Source organism: Sutcliffiella horikoshii, from assembly GCF_021991925.1.
GTDB lineage: Bacteria > Bacillota > Bacilli > Bacillales > Bacillaceae_I > Sutcliffiella_A > Sutcliffiella_A horikoshii_F.
Genome location: NZ_RXZI01000005.1, coordinates 190029 through 210253, shown reverse-complemented (window position 1 = coordinate 210253; position 20225 = coordinate 190029). Strand labels below are relative to the sequence as shown.

At 41.1% G+C, this 20225-nt stretch carries 25 protein-coding genes; 2 read left to right on the top strand and 23 right to left on the bottom strand.

What is annotated here, in order from left to right; genetic code table 11:
* Positions 1 to 355: 355 nt before the first annotated feature.
* Positions 356 to 1609, bottom strand: a complete 1254-nt coding sequence (locus EKQ44_RS14640) for a DNA polymerase IV (RefSeq protein ID WP_237664284.1) — start codon at positions 1607 to 1609, stop codon at positions 356 to 358.
* A 69-nt stretch (positions 1610 to 1678) separates the two neighbouring features.
* Positions 1679 to 2098, bottom strand: coding sequence for a MarR family winged helix-turn-helix transcriptional regulator (locus EKQ44_RS14635; protein WP_237664283.1), 420 nt, complete (start codon positions 2096 to 2098; stop codon positions 1679 to 1681).
* Positions 2099 to 2271: 173 nt separating this feature from the next.
* On the opposite strand from EKQ44_RS14635, the gene EKQ44_RS14630 reads away from it, so the two are divergent.
* A complete protein-coding gene (locus tag EKQ44_RS14630) occupies positions 2272 to 2697 on the top strand; it encodes an organic hydroperoxide resistance protein (protein WP_237664282.1) in 426 nt (141 codons plus the stop codon).
* 73 nt (positions 2698 to 2770) lie between these two features.
* Here EKQ44_RS14630 and EKQ44_RS14625 read toward each other — a convergent pair whose 3' ends face one another.
* The 5 genes from EKQ44_RS14625 to mce all read right to left on the bottom strand — a co-directional run bounded on the left by EKQ44_RS14625 (position 2771) and on the right by mce (position 7022).
* The gene (locus tag EKQ44_RS14625; protein WP_237664281.1) at positions 2771 to 3232 is read right to left on the bottom strand and encodes a chemotaxis protein CheW; all 462 of its coding nucleotides are present in this window, start codon (positions 3230 to 3232) and stop codon (positions 2771 to 2773) included.
* An 85-nt stretch (positions 3233 to 3317) separates the two neighbouring features.
* Positions 3318 to 4436, bottom strand: coding sequence for a tripeptidase T (locus EKQ44_RS14620; protein WP_237664280.1), 1119 nt, complete (start codon positions 4434 to 4436; stop codon positions 3318 to 3320).
* A gap of 78 nt (positions 4437 to 4514) precedes the next feature.
* A complete protein-coding gene (locus EKQ44_RS14615) occupies positions 4515 to 4991 on the bottom strand; it encodes a GNAT family N-acetyltransferase (RefSeq protein ID WP_237664279.1) in 477 nt (158 codons plus the stop codon).
* Positions 4992 to 5059: 68 nt separating this feature from the next.
* Complete coding sequence (locus tag EKQ44_RS14610; RefSeq protein ID WP_414491327.1) at positions 5060 to 6607, bottom strand: acyl-CoA carboxylase subunit beta; 1548 nt, start codon at positions 6605 to 6607, stop codon at positions 5060 to 5062.
* Positions 6603 to 7022 (bottom strand): methylmalonyl-CoA epimerase, encoded by a 420-nt coding sequence (mce, locus tag EKQ44_RS14605; protein WP_237664277.1) that lies wholly within the window; start codon positions 7020 to 7022, stop codon positions 6603 to 6605. Before mce ends, EKQ44_RS14610 begins: the two co-directional genes overlap by 5 nt.
* 160 nt (positions 7023 to 7182) lie before the next feature.
* Between mce and prli42 the strand changes: the two genes are divergently transcribed.
* Positions 7183 to 7278, top strand: coding sequence for a stressosome-associated protein Prli42 (prli42, locus tag EKQ44_RS14600; RefSeq protein ID WP_010194162.1), 96 nt, complete (start codon positions 7183 to 7185; stop codon positions 7276 to 7278).
* 60 nt (positions 7279 to 7338) lie between these two features.
* Here the strand turns inward: prli42 and EKQ44_RS14595 are convergent, their stop codons facing one another.
* The 16 genes from EKQ44_RS14595 to EKQ44_RS14520 form a co-directional block, all read right to left on the bottom strand.
* On the bottom strand, positions 7339 to 7704 hold the full coding sequence (locus EKQ44_RS14595; protein ID WP_237664276.1) for a DUF4181 domain-containing protein: 366 nt from the start codon (positions 7702 to 7704) through the stop codon (positions 7339 to 7341).
* Between the two features lie 18 nt (positions 7705 to 7722).
* Entirely contained in the window at positions 7723 to 8262 is a 540-nt protein-coding gene (locus EKQ44_RS14590; protein WP_237664275.1) for a hypothetical protein, read from the bottom strand.
* Between the two features lie 107 nt (positions 8263 to 8369).
* Positions 8370 to 9650, bottom strand: coding sequence for a TRAP transporter large permease (locus EKQ44_RS14585; RefSeq protein WP_237664274.1), 1281 nt, complete (start codon positions 9648 to 9650; stop codon positions 8370 to 8372).
* Complete coding sequence (locus tag EKQ44_RS14580) at positions 9647 to 10126, bottom strand: TRAP transporter small permease (protein ID WP_237664273.1); 480 nt, start codon at positions 10124 to 10126, stop codon at positions 9647 to 9649. Before EKQ44_RS14580 ends, EKQ44_RS14585 begins: the two co-directional genes overlap by 4 nt.
* A gap of 23 nt (positions 10127 to 10149) precedes the next feature.
* Positions 10150 to 11157, bottom strand: coding sequence for a TRAP transporter substrate-binding protein (locus EKQ44_RS14575; RefSeq protein WP_237664272.1), 1008 nt, complete (start codon positions 11155 to 11157; stop codon positions 10150 to 10152).
* A 33-nt stretch (positions 11158 to 11190) separates the two neighbouring features.
* Complete coding sequence (locus tag EKQ44_RS14570) at positions 11191 to 11721, bottom strand: FAD synthetase family protein (RefSeq protein ID WP_237664271.1); 531 nt, start codon at positions 11719 to 11721, stop codon at positions 11191 to 11193.
* Positions 11722 to 11746: 25 nt separating this feature from the next.
* A complete protein-coding gene (locus tag EKQ44_RS14565; protein WP_237664270.1) occupies positions 11747 to 11938 on the bottom strand; it encodes a 2-hydroxymuconate tautomerase in 192 nt (63 codons plus the stop codon).
* Positions 11939 to 11950: 12 nt separating this feature from the next.
* Positions 11951 to 12724: a 2-keto-4-pentenoate hydratase gene (locus EKQ44_RS14560; protein WP_237664269.1), complete on the bottom strand. Its 774-nt coding sequence runs from the start codon at positions 12722 to 12724 to the stop codon at positions 11951 to 11953.
* A 14-nt stretch (positions 12725 to 12738) separates the two neighbouring features.
* Positions 12739 to 13752: a 4-hydroxy-2-oxovalerate aldolase gene (dmpG, locus tag EKQ44_RS14555; protein WP_237664268.1), complete on the bottom strand. Its 1014-nt coding sequence runs from the start codon at positions 13750 to 13752 to the stop codon at positions 12739 to 12741.
* Positions 13753 to 13771: 19 nt separating this feature from the next.
* Complete coding sequence (locus EKQ44_RS14550) at positions 13772 to 14671, bottom strand: acetaldehyde dehydrogenase (acetylating) (protein WP_237664267.1); 900 nt, start codon at positions 14669 to 14671, stop codon at positions 13772 to 13774.
* A 162-nt stretch (positions 14672 to 14833) separates the two neighbouring features.
* On the bottom strand, positions 14834 to 15613 hold the full coding sequence (locus EKQ44_RS14545; protein ID WP_237664266.1) for a 2-keto-4-pentenoate hydratase: 780 nt from the start codon (positions 15611 to 15613) through the stop codon (positions 14834 to 14836).
* A gap of 21 nt (positions 15614 to 15634) precedes the next feature.
* Complete coding sequence (locus EKQ44_RS14540) at positions 15635 to 17110, bottom strand: aldehyde dehydrogenase (protein WP_237664265.1); 1476 nt, start codon at positions 17108 to 17110, stop codon at positions 15635 to 15637.
* 250 nt (positions 17111 to 17360) lie between these two features.
* The gene (locus EKQ44_RS14535) at positions 17361 to 17822 is read right to left on the bottom strand and encodes a RidA family protein (protein WP_237664264.1); all 462 of its coding nucleotides are present in this window, start codon (positions 17820 to 17822) and stop codon (positions 17361 to 17363) included.
* Complete coding sequence (locus EKQ44_RS14530; RefSeq protein WP_237664345.1) at positions 17770 to 18819, bottom strand: amidohydrolase family protein; 1050 nt, start codon at positions 18817 to 18819, stop codon at positions 17770 to 17772. Before EKQ44_RS14530 ends, EKQ44_RS14535 begins: the two co-directional genes overlap by 53 nt.
* A complete protein-coding gene (locus EKQ44_RS14525; protein WP_237664263.1) occupies positions 18810 to 19349 on the bottom strand; it encodes a 3-hydroxyanthranilate 3,4-dioxygenase in 540 nt (179 codons plus the stop codon). The genes EKQ44_RS14530 and EKQ44_RS14525 overlap by 10 nt, the downstream gene beginning before the upstream one ends.
* Before the next feature lie 33 nt (positions 19350 to 19382).
* A complete protein-coding gene (locus tag EKQ44_RS14520; RefSeq protein ID WP_237664262.1) occupies positions 19383 to 20132 on the bottom strand; it encodes an IclR family transcriptional regulator in 750 nt (249 codons plus the stop codon).
* Positions 20133 to 20225: the final 93 nt, after the last annotated feature.

The following is a 20225-nucleotide window of genomic DNA, read 5'->3' as shown; positions in this document are numbered from 1 at the left end:
TGCAATCCTCCTCCCCTTATATATATAAGTTTATGGGACAGATTATTAATCATTTTTTTATCATTTAAAGACATAAAAAAAAAACTGCAAACCTATGGTTTATAGTTCCAGTGTATAGACAACGTCCAAAAATGATGATAGTTTCTAGTTGATCGCAGTGGAAGGAGCAGAGACTCCTGCGGGAGGAAGGGACAGGGAAGACCCCGCAAGGCGTAGCCTGAGGAGGCTTCCGGACCGCCCGCGGAAAGCGAAGCTCCTGCAACGCAGATCAACTGTTTCAACAGTTAACCTAACTAAATTATAGTTTGTGAACAGTCTGAAACTGCAAACCAATATGGTTTACAGTTCAACATTCCTATTCCAAGAAATCCTTTTGAAAACTTGTTGTAATTTTAGCCTTTGACCCAGCATCTGCTGTATTTTTATTCTTAATTCCTTTTTTTATAATACCTTTCCCAAATTTCTCTTCCAGGTCCTGAAGGGTTTTATGTAATGGTTCTTGTTTGGCATCTTCTTGGAAGGTAAAGAGATCTAGCTGTTTAACGGAATCATCTTTTTCAACCAATTCTTGTGCTGTGACACCTAGTAATCGAACAGGTTCTCCATTCCAATGCTTTCTTAACAAAAACATGGCAGCTTCTTTTATTTGGGGTTCGGATTCTATTGGATTAGATAACTTTCTACTTCTTGTAACTGTATGATGTATGCCATACCGAATCATCAGCTGAATGTTTTGACTAAGCACTGATTTTCTTTTCATTCTAGCACTTACTGATGCTGCAAGCTTCTCAATGGTTTGTTCTATCATCCGCTCATCATCCGTATCCTTTGGTAATGTAGTAGAGTTCCCTATGCTTTTAAACTCTGATACACTATCTGGATCAACAGGGCGATTATCTACACCATTTGCTCTCTTCTTCAACCTCTCACCATTAATACCGAGAAGATGTTTTAATTGATAGTCATTTCCCTTAGCTAGGTCACCTATGGTATCAATTTCTATTGTTTTAAGTTTTTCTGCAGTTTTAGATCCAACTCCATGCATCTCCCCCACATTTAAAGGCCAGAGGATTTTTTGAAGTTCCCTTTTTCTTAAAATAGTAATTCCCATTGGCTTTTTCATATTTGAGGCCATTTTTGCCAGGAACTTATTCGGGGCGATTCCAATGCTGCAGGGAAGCAATAATTCTTTTTGCAACCTTGTTTGGATTTCCTCCGCTATTTGCAAGGGAGACAAAGATCCTGAGTAATCTGTTACATCCATATATCCTTCATCAATTGAAACCGGTTCAACTAAATCTGTATATTCTCTTAACAGCTCAAACATTGCTTGAGAACTTTTTCTGTACCTATCAAAATTAGGCTTCCGTACAATAAGCTGGGGACATTTTTGCCTTGCCTCCCACAACGGCATCGTGGTTCTAACCCCAAAAGCCCTTGCTTCATAACTGCATGTGACGATAATTCCCTTACGTTCTTCCACGTTTCCAGCAATAGCCACCGGTTTTCCTTTAAGGGCTGGATCATAGGCCATCTCAACAGATGCGTAAAAGCTATTCATATCTACATGAAAAATAATCCGATGTCTTTTTGTGATTTTTTCACTCATACTATCCATCCTAAACTTTCTTGCCTTTTTAATTTCCACTAAATACCTCAATAGATAACAGTTAGCCGTTTATCTTTCTACCAGTTTTGATAAAAGGTTGCTTAACACTTGCAAATCATTTGTATCTAATGATACTTGTTCCAGAAATTTAGTGGGAATGCATTCTACCTCTTGGTTAATTTCCTTACCTTTTTGGGTAAGAGATATGACCACAACGCGTTCATCTTTTTTAGATCGGTTTCTAGTAATTAATTGATTTATTTCCATCCGCTTAAGCATTGGAGTTAATGTCCCAGAGTCAAGCATGAGCTTTTCACCTAACTCCTTCACAGAAATATTATCCTGCTCCCATAGTACCAATAGCACTAAGTATTGAGGATAAGTAATTCCAATTTCGTCTAAATAAGCTCTATATAATTTGGTCATCTTTTTTTCTGCCGAGTAAATCTTAAAACACAATTGATTCTCTAGCCTTAAGTTGCTTTCCATTCATCTGTCTCCTTTAAATCTATCCATAATACTATTGTACCTATCCAGTATCACTTAAACAAATATCTTTTGCACAACTTATCAATTGACTAAATAATTTTTGCACGTTATTATAGGGAAGAATTAAGTTTTGCACAATATAATTTTACACAATTAAAAGGAGTGGAGATTACATGGAAGCACTTTATACTGCAAAAGTTACAGCCTCAGGTGGAAGAGCAGGAAAAATACAAAGTGAAGATGGCACATTAGATTTGGCACTTACTATGCCCAAGTCTTTGGGTGGAACGGAAAAAGAAGGCGCGACGAACCCGGAACAACTATTTGCTGCAGGATATTCCGCTTGCTTTGACAGTGCTTTAAACCTGGTTGCACGACAAGCAAGGCAGAAAATTGAATCTGAAGTCATTGCAGAAGTTTCGATTGGTAAAGATACGGATGGCGGCTTCAGGCTGGCAGTTGTGTTAAATGTAAACATAAGTGGTGTTTCACAAGCGGAAGCAGAAAAGCTTGTAGAACAGGCACATACCGTTTGTCCTTATTCAAAAGCTACACAGGGAAATATTGACGTTAAATTAAATACAAAAGCAATAGCTTAATGTACTAAAACAAGACCACTCGCGAGGAAACGAGTGGTCTTGAATACATATCAGCATGGTTTTTTCATCGACTTTAAAGCGTAGCGGTTTCGAGGGCACCCTTGATGTGTTGAATATTTCGCAGACTACCAATTAAGTTATCAGGTTCAATAATTGCAATTAACCGATTTTCAAGATTGACCATACCACTAATATAAGGAGTTGACTGAAACGCTAAGAGATCTTTAATAGCTTCTTCGTTTACGTCCAAAATCTCTTTTGCATCTTCCACTAATAATCCTATCGAAAGTTCTGATGTCTTTATCACTATCAAACGTGTTTTGTCATCTTTGAGGATGTAGTCAGTAAATAATACATACTTACTATCCAATACGGGAATTAACTCGTCTCTCACTTTTGTTATTCCCTTTAGATAGCTTTCCATTTCTGGCAAAGCATTGACTGTCCCCAATTTTTCTATGGAAACCACATATTCCACCGGTATACCATATTCTTCTCCATTTGCTTCAAAGATAACTAGTTTTTTGGATTCCATGACTTTTCTCCTATTCGCCCTTTTTCTCTATTATAAAACAAGGTATAAAAAAAAGCTTGGCAAATTCACCAAGCTTTCCCATTTTTTATTTTGCTACTTCCTTCATGATGCTTACTACAAGTTCAGTTGTTTTAATCAATTCTTCAATTGGCATTCTTTCATTTGTCGTGTGTATCTCTTCGTATCCAACTGCAAGATTTACCGTTGGAACGCCAAACCCTGCGATAACATTGGCATCACTGCCTCCACCGCTACGTTGTAGTTCAGGCGTTCTTCCAATCTCAGTAACCGCACGCTTTGCCACTTCCACCACATGATCGCCATCAGCAAATTTGAAGCCAGGGTACATAACGTCTACCGTTACTTCCGCACGGCCACCCATATCTGCTGCAACTGTTTCAAATGCATCCTTCATTTTCGCCACTTGCTCTTCCATTTTTTCAGGAACTAATGAACGAGCTTCTGCTAGTATATCGACACGGTCACAGACAATGTTTGTTGGACCGCCACCTTCAAAACGTCCAATGTTTGCAGTTGTTTCTTCATCAATACGACCTAAAGGCATTTTTGCAATGGATTTAGCAGCAATCGTTATCGCAGAAATCCCTTTTTCTGGTGCAACTCCAGCATGAGCCGTCTTTCCGTAAATAGTTGCTTTTACTTTTGCTTGGGTTGGTGCTGCTACAATGATGTTTCCAACAGTCCCGTCGCTATCAAGGGCAAAACCGAATTTTGCAGTTACTAAAGCTGGATCTAGAGCTTTTGCTCCTACAAGACCGGATTCTTCACCCACTGTGATAATGAACTCGATTTTTCCATGTTCGATGTTATTTTCTTTTAGTATTTTTACCGCTTCAAGCATTGCAGCAAGACCTGCTTTATCATCTGCTCCTAGGATAGTCGTACCGTCAGTCACAATGTAGCCATCTTTAATGGATGGTTTGATACCCTTACCAGGAACTACCGTGTCCATATGGGACGTGAAATAAATGGTATCAACACCATCTTTTGTGCCTTCAAGTGTACAGATCAGGTTACCTGCACCATGACCAGTCTCATTCATGGTATCATCTTCTACTACTTGGACACCAAGCGCGGTGAATTTCTCTTTTAATACTTTGCAAATCTCTGCTTCGAATTTTGTTTCTGAGTCTACCTGTACAAGCTCTAAAAATTCTTCGACAAGTCTGTCTCTGTTAATCATATGTATGTTCCTCCTACTACTTTTTGAATCCCATCCTATTATAACCTAATCAAGCGATTATTTCCTTGATTATTATGGCTAAGCATTGGTATCGAACTCTTGAATAGATCTTCTATATTCATCATATCGCTCTGTAAAAGTGTTACTTGTATATTCCTTAATTGTTTTTCTCCAAAAAGCCTGGGCTGGATAGTTGTTTTCAATTTGATGCACCTCCCACTTACCAGGGAACATAGAAAAAAGCTGTTGAGCGGCAATTTTCCCCAGCCCTTTGCCATGAAACTTTCTCAAGATTAAGAACTCTTCTATAACACTTGGAGCATCTCCCTGTCCCTCTTCCACCAAGGCAAAACCAGCAAGTTCCTCTCCTGATTTAACAAAAAATGCATGGTACTCTTTTTCACTCCAATACTTTTCCAAATTAAATGGTTTATACTTCCCATCCATTTCTAGTTGAATTTGTTTATTAAATCTTGTGAACTCGTAAATATAGAACTGTATAAGATTATGAAGGACCTCTTCTTCCCTTTGCTTTACTTTTACCAGAATAACCATGCCATTCTTCCCCTTTTTAGTAAAAAAAGATAGCAGGCCCTTATCAACCTACTATCTTTCTTAATGAATTATAGCGGGATGTTCCCGTGTTTTTTATATGGTCTTGTTTCCTTTTTATTGCGGAGCATTTCTAGCGATTGAATCAATTTTACCCTTGTCTCTCTCGGATCGATCACATCATCTACCATCCCTTGACTTGCTGCAACATATGGGTTGGCAAACTTTTCACGATACTCTTCAATCTTCTGGGCGCGTGTCTCTTCCGGATTATCGCTCTCATTGATTTCACGGGCAAAGATGATGTTTGCTGCTCCTTGAGGACCCATTACTGCGATTTCGGCATTAGGCCATGCAAATACAAGGTCTGCACCAATGGATTTACTGTTTAGAGCTACATATGCCCCACCATATGCTTTACGTAAAATCACGGTCAGCTTTGGCACAGTCGCTTCCGAATAAGCGTAAAGGATTTTGGCACCATGACGGATGATTCCGCCGTGCTCCTGTTTAACACCCGGGAAGAATCCTGTGACATCTTCAAATGTAATCAATGGAATATTGAATGAGTCACAGAATCGTATGAATCTGGACGCTTTATCGGATGAATCGATATCCAAGCCGCCTGCCATGACTTTTGGTTGGTTACAAACAAGCCCTACGACTTCTCCCTTTAACCTTGCTAATCCGACCACGATGTTTTTGGCAAAATCTTTATGAACCTCCATGAATGAACCTTCATCCACCACCTGGTTGATGACAATTCGAACATCATACGGTCTGATTGCGTCAAACGGAATGGCATCCGCTAAATCCGGCCGGTAGTCATCACCTTGTTCACAAGAAATTCGTTCCGGCTTTTCGTCATTGTTTTGTGGAAGGTAGCTTAGCAGGTTTCGTACCTGTGCCAATACCTCTTCCTCCGATGAACTGGAGAAGTGGGCATTACCGCTTATCGCGTTATGTACTTTTGCCCCGCCGAGGTCTTCTGAGCTGATTTTCTCCCCTGTTACCGTTTCGATTACTTTTGGTCCCGTGATAAACATCTGACTCGTCTTTTCCACCATAAAAACAAAATCTGTAATGGCTGGTGAATAGACAGCCCCACCCGCACATGGTCCCATAATGACAGATATCTGTGGAATCACACCTGAATAAATGGAATTTCTGTAAAAAATATGTCCATATCCATCTAATGAAAGAACACCTTCCTGAATTCGCGCTCCACCGGAATCATTCAAGCCGACAATCGGTGCACCATTTTTCGCTGCCATATCCATGACATTGGCGATTTTCTTTGCATGCATTTCCCCTAAGGCTCCACCAAACACAGTGAAGTCTTGAGAGAATAAATAGATTGGTTTGCCGTTCACTTTTCCATACCCTGTAACGACCCCATCTCCAGGGCCTTTCTTTCCTTGCAGTCCAAAATCATTGCAACGGTGCTCGATAAATGGATTAAGCTCTACAAAAGTCCCTTCATCCACAAGAAGTTCGATTCGCTCTCTAGCCGTCAACTTCCCTTTTTCATGCTGCTTGTCAATCCGGTCGTCTCCACCGCCAAGTTCTACTTCGCGACGTTTGTCATAAAGCTCGTTAATTTTTTCATAGATATCAATTGTCATGGTGTTTCGCCGCCTTTTCGCAGAATTCTACCAGTACGCCATTGCTTGCTTTCGGATGCATGAAAGCGATATTCGCCCCGCCTGCCCCGACACGGGATTGCTTGTCAATCATCGGGATTCCCTTTTCAATCATTTCTTGAATTCTATCTTCTATGGATTCTACACTTAAGGCTACATGGTGGATACCTTCCCCACGCTTTTCAATAAATTTGGCAACCGGGCTATCAGGAGAGGTCGGTTCCAACAACTCCAGCTTACAATTCCCGGCATTGATGAATGCCACTCTTACTCTTTGCTCTGCTACATGTTCGACGGCTTCAAAAGTTAACCCCAGTGTCTCTGTATAAAATGGAAGCGCTGTCTCAATTGAGCTTACAGCAATCCCAATATGATTTACATTTTTAATCATGCCAATCCCCCTTGTTGTATGTCCCCTAACTATGACTCTATAACATTTCGACTTATTGTGCAAAATTCCTTCCTTATTCGTCTAGAATCCTAACTTGAGAAAGAAATGAAATCCATGTAGAATAGGGATAGTAGAATAAATGGGGAGTGAATGAACTCAAATGATGAACCGCAAATTCCAAAAAGTTGTCGTATATTTAATGATTGGCGTTATGCTAATTACGACACTACTAGCTGGAGCGTCCATGTTTTTTTAATAGATTGATAAAGAAAAACGAGCCAGGAATGATCTTGGCTCGTTTTTTTATTCATTATACTTAAGAGTAGAGGTCAATTAGTAAATCAATATTAAACATAAAAACAATGAAAACCAGACTCATTAACAAAGTGATGATATATTCCTTAGATTCTTTAATAAAGATGTATTGAATAATTGCTTGGAAAATAAACAGAACCGAAAACATTATCATAAATAAGTATTTTAGCTGAATTACCCCGTTGTCAAGAAGTGGTGGAAAGGTCACAAAAAGTATAACAGCACAAAGGATCCTGCCCAACATATCTATTTTTTTTGCTTTTGGATCCGTCAGTTTGACACGCTTAATGTTCAACGCCTTTCGTACTACCACGTCAACAAGCACAAGTGCTAAAGCAACCGTCAACATCAACCATACAAAGGTCATTTTATCTCTCCTCCTATCCTATAATACTTTTCTAAAATGAGAGATTTGAATTAAGAGAATTATTTCCATCACAAATAAAAAAATTGCAACGGCGATTACTGGGAGTGCCAAGACTTTCTCATAAACAACTACAAACGGCGAAGCTACTAGGATAAAAATATTTGCTGTGGCATAAAGGGTTAATCTGAACCTTGCCTTTTGGACAATATCAAATACCCCTTTTCTTTCTGCTGCTTTTATCAGTCTTGTAATGACAAAATACATCAATATAAAGTGTAAGACCAAAAGGGAGGTAAAATATAAATCCTCCAAATAATACCCTTCAGCAACCGGTGCAAGTAAATTACGATTAGGTATAAAAAAAGAAGGAAATGAAAAAATTGCTATTCCCGCTGCCCAATTTCGCTCTTTTTCGAAATCTAGTTGCATCAAACCATATGCCACCATAGCATAGCCGATAAAATCCGGAACAATATCTACATATTCAATGTTTATGTCTATTAAAACTAAAAGAAATCCCCAGAGAACTTTTGTAAGCCCTCTATATGTATCGTGCATGATATCCCCCTCCAAAAAACTATCTCTACATAAATACGCAAGGAGACTCCTGAGGTTTCATTTATTTTACAAAGAAAAAAACCGAACCAATTCGGTCCGGCCACCTCTTAGAAACCTAGCATCCTCGGGATAAATAAAACCGCGTCCGCCCAATATGTGATAATCACCAGAATAAGAATTCCCATGATCAAAAATGGGGTTGTAGCCTTTATCAGCTTTTCGATTTTCACATCCGCAATGGAAGAGACAACAAACAATCCAGTGCCAACAGGTGGGGTTAACAGCCCAATGGTCAAATTGATACAGATGATGACCCCAAAATGGATAGGGTCTATCCCAAATGCAACAACAAGAGGCATTAATACAGGAATCAGAATAATTAATGCGGCAATGCCGTCTAAAACGGCTCCAAGCAACAGGAGCATCAAATTAACCATCAATAAGAAAACAAGCGGATTTTCCGAAATACTTAGCATGCCATCGGCTACAAGTTGTGGTATTTGTTCGAAGGCAATCATCCAGCCAAAGATGTTTGCCATCGCAATGAGGAACGTTACGGTGGCTGTACTTATCACCGTGTTCATCAATAGCTTTGGAATATTCTTCAGCTTCAATTCCTTGTAGAGGAACATACCAACTATCAGCGCGACGAAACATGCGACCGCAGCCGATTCCGTCGGGGTAAAGGCACCGCTTAAAATACCGAAGATAATGATAAATGGAACACTTAATGCAGGTATGACATACAACCCATGATGCAGGATCTCTCTAAAGGACGAACGTTCACTTTTGGGAAAATTGTACTTATAACCCATAAAAGCGATGAGACCAATAAACCCCAAGCCATAAATGATTCCGGGAATTATTCCTGCCATAAATAATCCACCTATGGAAGTGCCAGAGAGAGTCCCATAAATAATGAATATCATACTTGGAGGAATGATGGGGGCGACAATGGAGGAAGCAAGGGTGAGCGCGGAGGAAAACTCTCTTTTGTACCCTTCTCTTTCCATTTCCGGGACCATGACTTTACTCATCATCGCAGCTTGAGCATTTGCTGAACCTAATATGGATGCAATAAACATATTGGATATAATCGTCACATATGCTAGGCCACCTCTCACGTGTCCAATTAATGTTTTAGAGAATTTCACAAGCCTTGTCGTAATTCCACCGCTATTCATCAATTCCCCTGCAAGCATGAAGAGTGGAATCGCCAATAGACCGAAATTTTCAAGTCCAGAATATAAACGCATAGGTGTGGATTGAAGAAGCACAGGACTTCCTACAAGTAAGAAGTACAAAACAGTTGTCATTCCCAGGACGAGAGAAATTGGGATACCGATTAGTAAAAATACAAAAAATAAGACAATTACCAGTATCGTCAATTTACTTCCCCCTCTCTTAATACAACTAGTAAATTTGTCAAGATATGAAAAGCTGCACAAGTCAGACCAATTGGGACTGCGCTATATGGTATCCACATGGGTAAAAGAATACCACTGGATTTCTGCAAAGCTACATTGGGTGATAGTATCCAAGCATAGGTATAATATAAAATGATCAGTAGAAAGAACAACATACATAGATGACCAATCAGGATCATTATCTTCCTTATATGTAATGGCACATACTCCAAGAATATCGAAACAGAAGCTTGGGACTTATATTTCAGTCCCAAGCTACCCCCAATAAAGCTGATCCAGATTAATAGAAAGATAGATACTTCCCCGGCCCATGACAGGGGGGAGTTCAGGAAGTATCGGAAGGCAACTGATAGTGTAATGATAACCGCCATGCACAACATCAAGAATGCACCGAGAAATTTCTCGACTTTGGCTATTCCGTCACTGATTTTCATCATCTCGTGACTTCCCCCTTCAAATCCTATTTTCTATACGCTTCAATAAATTCTTTAATTAGAGGGTCTGCTTCTTTGTATTTCGCATCAAACTCTGCAATCTGATCTGCAAAAGCATCCGCAGGTATATCATAGATTTTCATTCCGTTTTCACTTAACGTTTTCCTGAACTCTTCCTCTTGACCAGAACGAGTGTTTACTGCAAAGTCGGTGGCCACTGTCAATGCATCACGAACTAACTTTTGGTCAGCTTCAGACATTCCCTCAAATGTGGATTTATTCACGATGGCAACCGATGGCCAAACCATATGGTTGGTAACAGCTCCATATTCTACGACTTCAAAGTATTTATTGGTGATTGCAGCATCCAAATCCATATCCATACCATCTATTACACCTGTTTGAACGGCTGCATAAACTTCAGGAAGTGGCAATCCTTCAGGAGAGGCACCTGCGGAACGGTAAAAATCTTGCATCGGCGGACTTGGCGTAACACGTAACTTTAAACCGGCCATATCTTCTGGTGAAGTCACTTCCTTGTCTTTAAACAGCATGACACGTTGACCGGCAAATAGATAATCCAATCCAACAAGACCTTGCTCATCCAATGTAGCCAAAATTTTCTTAGAAACATCTGAGGTCCTTGCTTCATGGGCGGCATTGATATCTTCAAAAGCATATGGCATAAACCATGCGGCAAAAGAAGGAGAGCGGGAACTCATATAAGCCGCCGTGATCAATCCAAAGTCTACAGATCCTGCCTCAATTTGTTGCACCATATCTGCTTCTGTTCCAAGCTGGCTTGCAGGATAGATTTCCACTTTCATTCTTCCATCGGATTTGCTTTCCAGTTCTTCTGCAAATTTTTCCGCAGCCTGATGCCACATATGGTTGGTTGGGGTAATATGTGCTAATTTAAAGGAATAAGTCTTCCCTGTTTCATTACCGCTAGCTTCGTCTCCTCCACATGCTGTCAGTAACAATACCAATGACATGACCATGATCATGACTATATTTCTTTTTACCTTTTTCATCGTTCTCCCCCTTTATTTTCCTTTAGACTCAGATTAAACGGGCCAACCTAGTAAGGAGAAAGCTTGTTTGTTTTCTCCTCTGCTGACCAACTCTCTTATCCTTGAGGATGAAATGACTTTTCCATTCGAACAAAATACTGGCTCGATAACTTTTACTTTAAAACATTGCTTCAATAGGGATATGTCCCCAGTACGATTTTTTCCGAAGCGAAAGTCTTTCCCTACCACAACTTCTACAGGATTCAATTGTTGAAGTTCATACATGAATTGAAACGCAGTTTGTTGCAAATATTTTTGATTGAATGTAGCAACAATACAATGATCCACCCCTAATGCTTGCATCCTCCTTATCTTTTCATGTATAGGGGAAAGCGTTCGGGCATCTTGTAAAAATGCTCGAGGTGGTGGATCAAATGTGTAAACGACACTTGGCACCTTTAGCCTGCGCCCCTTTTGCGCAATTTCCTTGATAAGTGTTTGATGGCCTCTATGTACACCATCAAATGCCCCTATCGTCACGATGGTTTTTGGTAAGCTGACATTTCCAGCTCCATGAATCAACAATTTTTGTCCCTCCTTCTTAGTTGCTCTACCGATCAGTTTGTGCCTTTGTAACCCCGCCGGTTCCCCAATTTTCTTTAGGTATCTCCATGAGCAACACCCTAACTTGTTCAGGAGTGGTTCCGAGGGTTTGGGTGATGGCTTGAGTGACATTTTGAATCAATTCTTGTTTTTGTTCGACACTTCTGCCTTCCAACAAATGAATGTGGGTAATTGGCATATTGCTTCTCCTCTACAACTCGACGTTCAACTTCATTGTTCCTAAATGATCGTAGTGAACCTCTATTACATCCCCGTTGTAGACATTGATTGCTTCCGTAATTCCACCAGCAAGAACCACCATACCCGGATGGACGGAAAGTCCTTCCCGATGAAGCATCTTCACCAATTCCACAATAGACTTCACAGGATGATCCAATACTGCCGCTCCCACTCCGGATTGAACCGTCTCCCCATTTCTAGTCATTGTCACCCCGACCTTATCCCAAGAAGTAAAATAAGGGGAAAAAGCTTGATTGCCTAGAATGAACTTGGATGATGATGCATTGTCAGCCACAACATCCTCTAAAGTAAAGGAGAAATTACGATACCTGCTATCAATGACCTCTATGGCAGGAAAGATGCATTCTGTTGCCATCCAAACATCACGAACTGTAATTTGATCTCCTTTCAATTCTTTGTTGAGAATAAATGCAAACTCAGGCTCCACTCTCGGATGAATGAGATTGCCAATATGTAAGGTTGGTTCCGTCAATTCCATGGAAGAAGTCAATCTACCATAAATGGCCTCCTCCACTCCCACTGACACTTGTTTTGCCTTACTGGTCAATCCCATTTTCCAACCGATTAACCTGTCTCCGTTGTTTATTGCCTGATCCATGCTTAGTTTTTGAATTTCATAAGCATGCTCCACATTCATTTCAGGGTGAGTGAGAGTGATTTTATCCATCTCTTGTCCATTTTTTTGGTGATCTGCCACATGTTTTGCAATTTGAAGTAAGTCCATTATAGATCCTCCTTTTAAGCTTTCACGGTCTTTTTGGCCATCTCGGCAGCGATATCGATAATCATATCTTCTTGTCCGCCGACTACTTTTCGTTTGCCTAATTCTATTAATATATCTTTTGCATCTACCTTAAACTGTGATGCCGCTTTATTGGCATGAACCAAGAAACTTGAGTAAACGCCTGCATAACCAAGCAATAGCCCTTCCCTCGTGATTTCTTGTGGCTTCTGCAAAATAGGAGCGACAATCTCTTCTGCCACATCCATCATTTTATAAACATCAATACCAGTTTGGATATTCAGCCTGTCAAGAACAGATACCAACACTTCTGTCTGTGTATTACCAGCCCCTGCCCCAAGACAACGAATGCTTCCATCTATTCTGGTTGCCCCTTGTTCTATTGCAACTAAGGAATTGGCCACCGCTAATGAGAGGTTGTTGTGGGCATGGAACCCAATAGGTATATCCAAGCTGTTCCGCAAACAATGAATCCTTTCTTTTACTTGATGTGGTAAAAGAGCACCCGCAGAATCAACTACATAAACAACGTCCGCTCCATAGCTTTCCATCAAGCTTGCCTGTTCGAGCAACTTTTCTGTTGGTGCCATATGAGACATCATCAGAAAACCAACGGCTTCTAAGCCAAGCTCCTTTGCAAAAGAAATATGTTGCTTTGACACATCCGCCTCTGTAACATGAGTAGCAATTCGGGCAATTTTTGCACCACGGCTTGCGGCTTCTTTTAAATGCTGGATTGTACCTATCCCCGGAAGCAACAAGACGGCTATTTTAGCCTTGGTAACAATTTCTGTTGCAGCGCTGATCAGGTCCATTTCATTTGTGTGTGACAATCCATATTGAAGGGAAGATCCTCCAAGTCCATCCCCATGTGATACTTCAATTACAGGGACATCCGCATCATCCAAGGCTTTGGCAACACTTTTTACTTGATCGACGGTAAATTGATGACTGATGGCATGACTCCCATCCCTTAGGGCAACCTCTGTAATCCATACATCACGTCTCAACCTTTAGTCCTCCCCTCTCTTATGTTGCTTTAACTGTTTTAATTCTTTTTCCTACCAATCTACTTGCTTTCTCTTCTCCTACTTTAACTGCAGCTGCGGTCATGATATCCAGATTACCTGAGTAGTCTGGCAGGTAATCCCCCGCTCCCTTTACTTCTATGAAAATACTGACCTTATCTCCATCAAATATCGGTTCCGTGCGAAGTCTATATCCAGGTACATATTCTTGAATCTCTTCAACACGTCTAGTTATCGCGGCACTTATTTGTTCTTCTTTTCCTTTCAAATTTTGTACTTGGCAGTATACAGCATCTCTCATTAAAATTGGTGGTTCCGCAGGATTAAGAATGATGATGGCCTTTCCATTCTTAGCACCACCTATTTTTTCGATGGCACGGGCTGTAGTAGTGGTAAATTCATCAATATTCATGCGTGTCCCGGGACCAGCACTTTTGCTTGCAATGGTTGCAACGATTTCCGCATACTCCACATGACATACTTGACTGACAGCATGAATAATTGGTATGGTTGCCTGTCCACCGCAAGTAACCATGTTTACAACAGGTTCATTTATATGCTCCATCAGGTTTACTGTCGGAACGACAAATGGACCGATAGCTGCCGGAGTAAGATCGATTAGATGTTTCCCCGTATTTTTCAATGCCTCTGCATGCCTGTAATGTGCTTTGGCAGAAGTTGCATCAAAAAGTATGTCTGCAAGTTCCGGCTTTTCTAGGAAACCATCCACTCCATTCATGATGATGGTATGCCCATATGCCTTTGCACGTCTAAGGCCGTCTGAATGAGGATCTATGCCAATCATGGCAGTCAGTTCAAGGGATTTGGAACGATGGAGTTTAAGCATTAGATCTGTACCGATGTTTCCTGAACCTATGACCGCTACTTTCACTTTCCCCAATGGGTATTCCCCCTTTATTTAAAAGAAACTGTTATAAGCCGCTGTTGCTCTCCGCAAAAGGCTTCGAGTCTCCTCGGCAAGCCTGCGGGTTCTCAGCATTGTCGCTACTCTCTCGCTGGAGTCTTCGTCTTTTGCTCCGATCAACATCTAGAAATCTACTCATTATTTAAAATTCACTTTTACTTCTCCGAGGGTTTGAAATTCAGCCACAAATTCATCGCCCTCTTCCGCGTTTACTGCCGCAGATAAAGCACCTGAGAGGATTACCTCATTGGCTTTCAATGTGATTCCGAACTCAGATAGTTTATTTGCTAGCCAAGCGACACAAAAGGCGGGATCTCCTAAAGCCGCTTTACCGGCACCTTCATTGATTAATTGTTCATTCTTATAAAACGACATCTTTTCTTTCTTAAGGTCTAGTTGATGTGGAGCCAACTTTTTTTCACCTAGTACGTAAAGACCAGAAGAAGCATTATCCGCAATCGTGTCACAAAGTTTAATTTTCCAACCTGCCACCCGACTGTCGACAATCTCCAATGCAGCAACTACATATTCTGTAGCACCCAATACATCCTCAACCGTCACATTGGGTCCCTTGAGATCTTTTTTTAGAAAGAATGCTATTTCTCCTTCCACTTTCGGTTCGAGAAGCTGCTTTCGAGAAATAACCCCGTTATTATCCACTTCCATGGATTGCAGGAGATGGCCATAGTCGGGTTCGTTCACCCCGAGAAGCTGTTGCATGGCCAGAGAAGTAAGTCCGATTTTTTTACCACTGATTATTTCCCCGTTTTCTAGCTTCACCTGAATATTATCCAATTGAATGTTGTATGCTTCTTTCACTGTTAAATCGGGCTTCATTTCCGTTAAAGGTGTCACACCTGTTCTAGATTTTTCTGCACTCAATAATAGGTCTGAAAGGTTTTTCGTTTGAATGGTCAATTTCTGGACTCCTTTCTAGGATTAAAGTTTTACCGTTACATTCGACAATTCACTGTAAAAATCAAAGCTATGCATGCCGCCTTCCCTGCCGATTCCGCTTTGCTTCATCCCTCCAAATGGAGTCCTTAAGTCTCTTAAATACCAAGTATTGATCCAGATGATTCCCGCTTCAATCTCCCTTGCAACACGATGTGCGCGGCGAAGGTCATTCGTCCAAATTGTTGCACCTAGCCCATAATGAGTATCATTGGCTTGCTCTAATACTTCTTCTTCTGTTTCAAAAGGGATAACGGTGACAACAGGCCCGAAGATTTCTTCTTTGACACATCTTGCATGTCGATCTAGACCAACGACAATAGTCGGTTCAATGAAATACCCTTTATCAACAGAGTCCGGTCGGCCTCCACCTGTTAAAATGGTCCCGCCTTCTTCTTTCGCTATTTCAATATAGGAGAGGACTCGTTCATAGTGTTCTTTACTGATAACCGCACCTACTTTTGTAGCAGGGTTAAAAGGATCCCCGGTTTGTAGTTCTTTGGTTCTGGCAGTGAACTTTTCAAGAAACGATTCATAAATAGAACTTTCCACATAAATTCTTGAACCGCAAAGACACACTTCCCCTTGGTTCATGAAACTCGATTTGAGCGTTGTATCAATGACCTCATCCAGGTTGGAGTCTGCAAAAATGATATTCGGGTTTTTCCCCCCGAGCTCATAGGATAACTTTTTAAGTGTAGGAGCTGCCGCTTTCATGATGGCGGATCCTGTTTTCGTTTCCCCTGTAAAAGTAATCGCATCCACACCAGGATGCTCGGTTAATGCAGACCCTGCTGAATCTGCTCCAAAACCATGAACGAGATTAATGACCCCATCCGGTACACCCGCATTCTTGCAAATTTCCACCAAAACAGTGGCTGTCATTGGGGACCATTCAGCAGGCTTCATGACCGCAGTATTTCCTGCCGCTAGACATGGGGCCAATTTCCAAGTCAGTAAGAGTAAAGGAAGATTCCAAGGATTGATCATCCCAACGACTCCAACCGGTCTTCTAATAGAATAATGGAGCGCAACATTATCTTGTTGGTAGGATTCCCCTCCCATTGAGGTTAAAAAATCAGCAAAGAAGTAAAAATTGTAGGCAGATCTTGTGATGTCCATTTCAAGTGCCAATTCGTAGGGCTTGCCTGTATCCATGGATTCCAAGACAGCCAATTCTTCTTTTCGCTGTAATATTCCATCACCGATCCTTCTTAATAAGTCGGATCGCTCCTTGGTCGTATACTTTTTCCATGGACCCTTTAATGCTTTTCTTGCTGCCTTAACAGCTCTATCAATTTCTTCTTTCCCACCTTCTGCAACATTTCCAATCACTTCTTCTGTAGCAGGATTTACATTATCGAAGGTTTTCAAATTAATAGAATCGATGTAATCGCCGTCAATAAAATGGCGACAATCTATTGGTTTGATTTTTTTATCCACACTTTCTTTTACTTGCATCAGACAACCCACCCTTTCATTAAGACGGTTTTCGTAAGCTTGTTACTGCTTCGAATACTCAAACTAGCCGTTATATTACTTGCTGGCGTGCTCTTTTCTCTGATTCCAACTCATACTCCTTGTGAGCTCGAGAGTAAATAAGCCGTAAAAAGTCCAATTGCCGACTTTTCACCAGTGAATAGCCACTACCTTTGAGATAAGAGCTCCCAAAATGAAGACTCCCTCTCAGCCAAGAGAGAGAAGGAGTCGTTTACTCTGCAACTTCAACAATCAGTTCTATTTCAATAGCCGTATTGTTTGGCAGCTGTGCCATGCCTACTGCAGAACGGGCATGTCTTCCTCTATCACCGAATACCTCCACCAATAAGTCAGATGCCCCGTTCATCACCTTAGGTTGATCAGTGAAATTTTCTGTACTATTGACAAAGCCCAACATCTTCACTATTTTTTTTACCCTGCTTAATTCACCTAACTCATGCTTTAACACACTTAACAAATTAAGCATCGACTGGCGGGAAGCAAGGTACCCTTCTTCAATGGTAAATTCCCTGCCCAATTTGCCATGATATTGATCGACTCCCTGGCCAGCGGTAAAAATTAAATTCCCCACTCTGACATGACTGACGTAATTACCGACTGACGGCCGAACATCTTTTAACTCAAGACCTAATTGTTTCAGCTTTTCCTCTGGTGTCATCAGCTTTTGTTCCATAGTCGGTCTCCTTTATATTCAAAAATTCCAAAGCATTCTTCCCTAACAGCAGATTTTTGTCCGCTTCTGACAGGTCCTCCATTTCATCTACCACTTTTCCTGGTGGAATTTCTCGTAACAGAAAAGGATAATCAGAACCCATAATCACTTTATCGATACCAAATCGTTCTATTAAATATTTCATAGTAAGCGAATCATAGTTTAAAGAGTCAAAATAAAACTTCTTTGCATAATGACTCGGAGGATGTGTCGTAAGCCTGAGGTGCGGCCATACCTCCCACCCCTTATCCAAGCGCGGTAGTATATATGGGAAAGACCCACCGCCATGGGCAAAACAGATTCTAAGGTTTGGGAATTTTTCCATTACCCCACTCCAAATCAAGCTTGCCGCAGCAAGAGCTGTCTCGCTTGGCATCCCGATCGTGTACATAAAATTATGTCTTGGGGTACGGTCTTTCGCCATCGTTTCCCAAGGGTGAATAAAGAGAGGAACATCCCACTCTTCTGCCATCTTAAAGAACTCTGTCAAATGAGGGGAATCGAGATTCTCCCCATTTACATTTGTGCCGATTTCTATTCCGGCAAGCTTCAGATCGTGGATACATCGATCCATCTCCTGAATGGCAACCACCGTATCTTGAAGCGGTACAGTTCCAAGACCAATGAATCGCTCAGGATATTCTTTAACCGTATCTGCAATAAAATCATTTTGCAGTTGTGCCATTTCAAGCGCCGCCTCTTTGTCAGCCCAATATGAAAATGTCACAGGAATGGGAGAGAGTACCTGGATATCCACACCTTCTCTATCCATGTCCTGAATTCGCTTATGCGGACACCACACTTGATCGGTCACTTCCCGAAATACCTTTCCTGCAACCATGATGTTTGCTCCACATGTACATGTCTGATGCAGTGTCGGCCAGCGGTCTCCACCATATTTTTCGGCAAAGTCCGGAAATTCCTTTGGAATGATATGCGTATGAAAGTCTATTCGCATTTCCACACATCTACTTCCTCTGGCATTACATGTCCGCAATGGTCACATGTGCGCAGTTCTTCGCTTCCGTTAAACTCCTCTATCGCTCCCTTTACCTGAGTCTCAATATTGGTCAATTGAACCGTCACCCGGTGCATTTCTTCATTACAGTTATCACAGAACCAAACAAAGTCCTCTAACTCCCCTTTGTCCCGTTTTCTTTCTAGAACAATTCCGTACGTATCCGCCACACGGTGCGGGGAATGGGGAACATTTGCGGGTAGCATAAACATTTCCCCTTCCTTGACCGTTACCAATTCACGTTCTCCATTATCATTGATGCATTCAACGTAGCAGTCCCCCTTCACCTGATAAAAGAATTCATCCGATGGATCAACATGGAAATCCCTTCTTCTGTTTGGTCCGCCAAGTAGCATCGCAATAAATTCAGAATCCTCCCAAAGAACTTTGTTATTAACCGGCGGCTTTAAAAGATGTTTATTGTCCTCTATCACTTTCATAATGTTCATAGACCTTGTTTTCAATGCCATATCTAATTCCTCCTCATAATTTTGTAAGCGCTATCAAATTGCGCTAATATAACCAAGCTCTTTTGATATTTGCCTGGATGTCCGCAAAACACTTTGAATGATCGCCTGCTTTTGCTGTCCTTGCATATAGGAAATGGGACCAACCATATTCAGTGCGGCTACAGTTTGCCCTGTATAGGAATGAATCGGTGCAGCAATTCCGTATAATCCCAACTCATTTTCATTATTACTGATGGCATATCCTTGTTCTCTTATTTCTTCAAGCTCTTTTTTTAATTTCTTCACACATGTAATGGTATTTGGCGCTCTTTGTAACAGGCCTTTGGAAATAGTAGGCTGGATGAATGATGGATTGAAAGACAATAATATTTTTCCTGTACTTGTACAATAGGCAGGCTTTCTGGCACCGACAAAAGTAGGAACAGGCACTGAATTTTTGGCAGAAACCTTCAGGACAAAGCGTACTTCCCCAGCATCAAACATACCGATATGGACCGTTCCATTGTATTGTCTGACAAGGTCCTCCACAATGGGAATGGCTTCGCTATAGATTTCCTGCTGATACATGACGTGATTGCTCCACTCAAGCAATTTCCAGCCGAGCCGATACTTTTTTCTGCTGTCCTGTATCAGAATTCCTTCATGGCATAGTGTACTGACAATATGGTGCACCGTACTTACATTCATCCCCAATTTCTCTGCAATCTCCTGGTTACCCAAAACCGGCTCATTCCCTGTAAAACAGTCCAAAATCTTTGTAACTTTCAGCACAGAGGATATCATGTCTTCGCCCCTTTTCCATCAAAGTTCTACTATAAGTATCAGAATATATGTAATATTCTAATATTTATACAAAGAACGCCAATTTCCTCTAAA

Bases quoted from the DNA above. Each gene is read 5' to 3' on its own strand.
- prli42 (WP_010194162.1), top strand. From the start codon at position 7,183: ATGATGAACCGCAAATTCCAAAAAGTTGTCGTATATTTAATGATTGGC.
- EKQ44_RS14595 (WP_237664276.1), bottom strand. From the start codon at position 7,704: ATGACCTTTGTATGGTTGATGTTGACGGTTGCTTTAGCACTTGTGCTT.
- EKQ44_RS14620 (WP_237664280.1), bottom strand. From the start codon at position 4,436: ATGATTAACAGAGACAGACTTGTCGAAGAATTTTTAGAGCTTGTACAG.
- EKQ44_RS14560 (WP_237664269.1), bottom strand. From the start codon at position 12,724: ATGGACTTACTTCAAATTGCAAAACATGTGGCAGATCACCAAAAAAAT.
- EKQ44_RS14565 (WP_237664270.1), bottom strand. From the start codon at position 11,938: ATGCCAATTACCCACATTCATTTGTTGGAAGGCAGAAGTGTCGAACAA.
- mce (WP_237664277.1), bottom strand. From the start codon at position 7,022: ATGATTAAAAATGTAAATCATATTGGGATTGCTGTAAGCTCAATTGAG.
- EKQ44_RS14525 (WP_237664263.1), bottom strand. From the start codon at position 19,349: ATGGCATTGAAAACAAGGTCTATGAACATTATGAAAGTGATAGAGGAC.
- EKQ44_RS14575 (WP_237664272.1), bottom strand. From the start codon at position 11,157: ATGAAAAAGGTAAAAAGAAATATAGTCATGATCATGGTCATGTCATTG.
- EKQ44_RS14615 (WP_237664279.1), bottom strand. From the start codon at position 4,991: ATGGTTATTCTGGTAAAAGTAAAGCAAAGGGAAGAAGAGGTCCTTCAT.
- EKQ44_RS14590 (WP_237664275.1), bottom strand. From the start codon at position 8,262: ATGCACGATACATATAGAGGGCTTACAAAAGTTCTCTGGGGATTTCTT.
- EKQ44_RS14540 (WP_237664265.1), bottom strand. From the start codon at position 17,110: ATGCAAGTAAAAGAAAGTGTGGATAAAAAAATCAAACCAATAGATTGT.
- EKQ44_RS14520 (WP_237664262.1), bottom strand. From the start codon at position 20,132: ATGATATCCTCTGTGCTGAAAGTTACAAAGATTTTGGACTGTTTTACA.
- EKQ44_RS14630 (WP_237664282.1), top strand. From the start codon at position 2,272: ATGGAAGCACTTTATACTGCAAAAGTTACAGCCTCAGGTGGAAGAGCA.
- EKQ44_RS14640 (WP_237664284.1), bottom strand. From the start codon at position 1,609: ATGAGTGAAAAAATCACAAAAAGACATCGGATTATTTTTCATGTAGAT.
- EKQ44_RS14535 (WP_237664264.1), bottom strand. From the start codon at position 17,822: ATGGAACAAAAGCTGATGACACCAGAGGAAAAGCTGAAACAATTAGGT.
- EKQ44_RS14635 (WP_237664283.1), bottom strand. From the start codon at position 2,098: ATGGAAAGCAACTTAAGGCTAGAGAATCAATTGTGTTTTAAGATTTAC.
- EKQ44_RS14625 (WP_237664281.1), bottom strand. From the start codon at position 3,232: ATGGAATCCAAAAAACTAGTTATCTTTGAAGCAAATGGAGAAGAATAT.
- EKQ44_RS14580 (WP_237664273.1), bottom strand. From the start codon at position 10,126: ATGATGAAAATCAGTGACGGAATAGCCAAAGTCGAGAAATTTCTCGGT.
- EKQ44_RS14530 (WP_237664345.1), bottom strand. From the start codon at position 18,819: ATGCGAATAGACTTTCATACGCATATCATTCCAAAGGAATTTCCGGAC.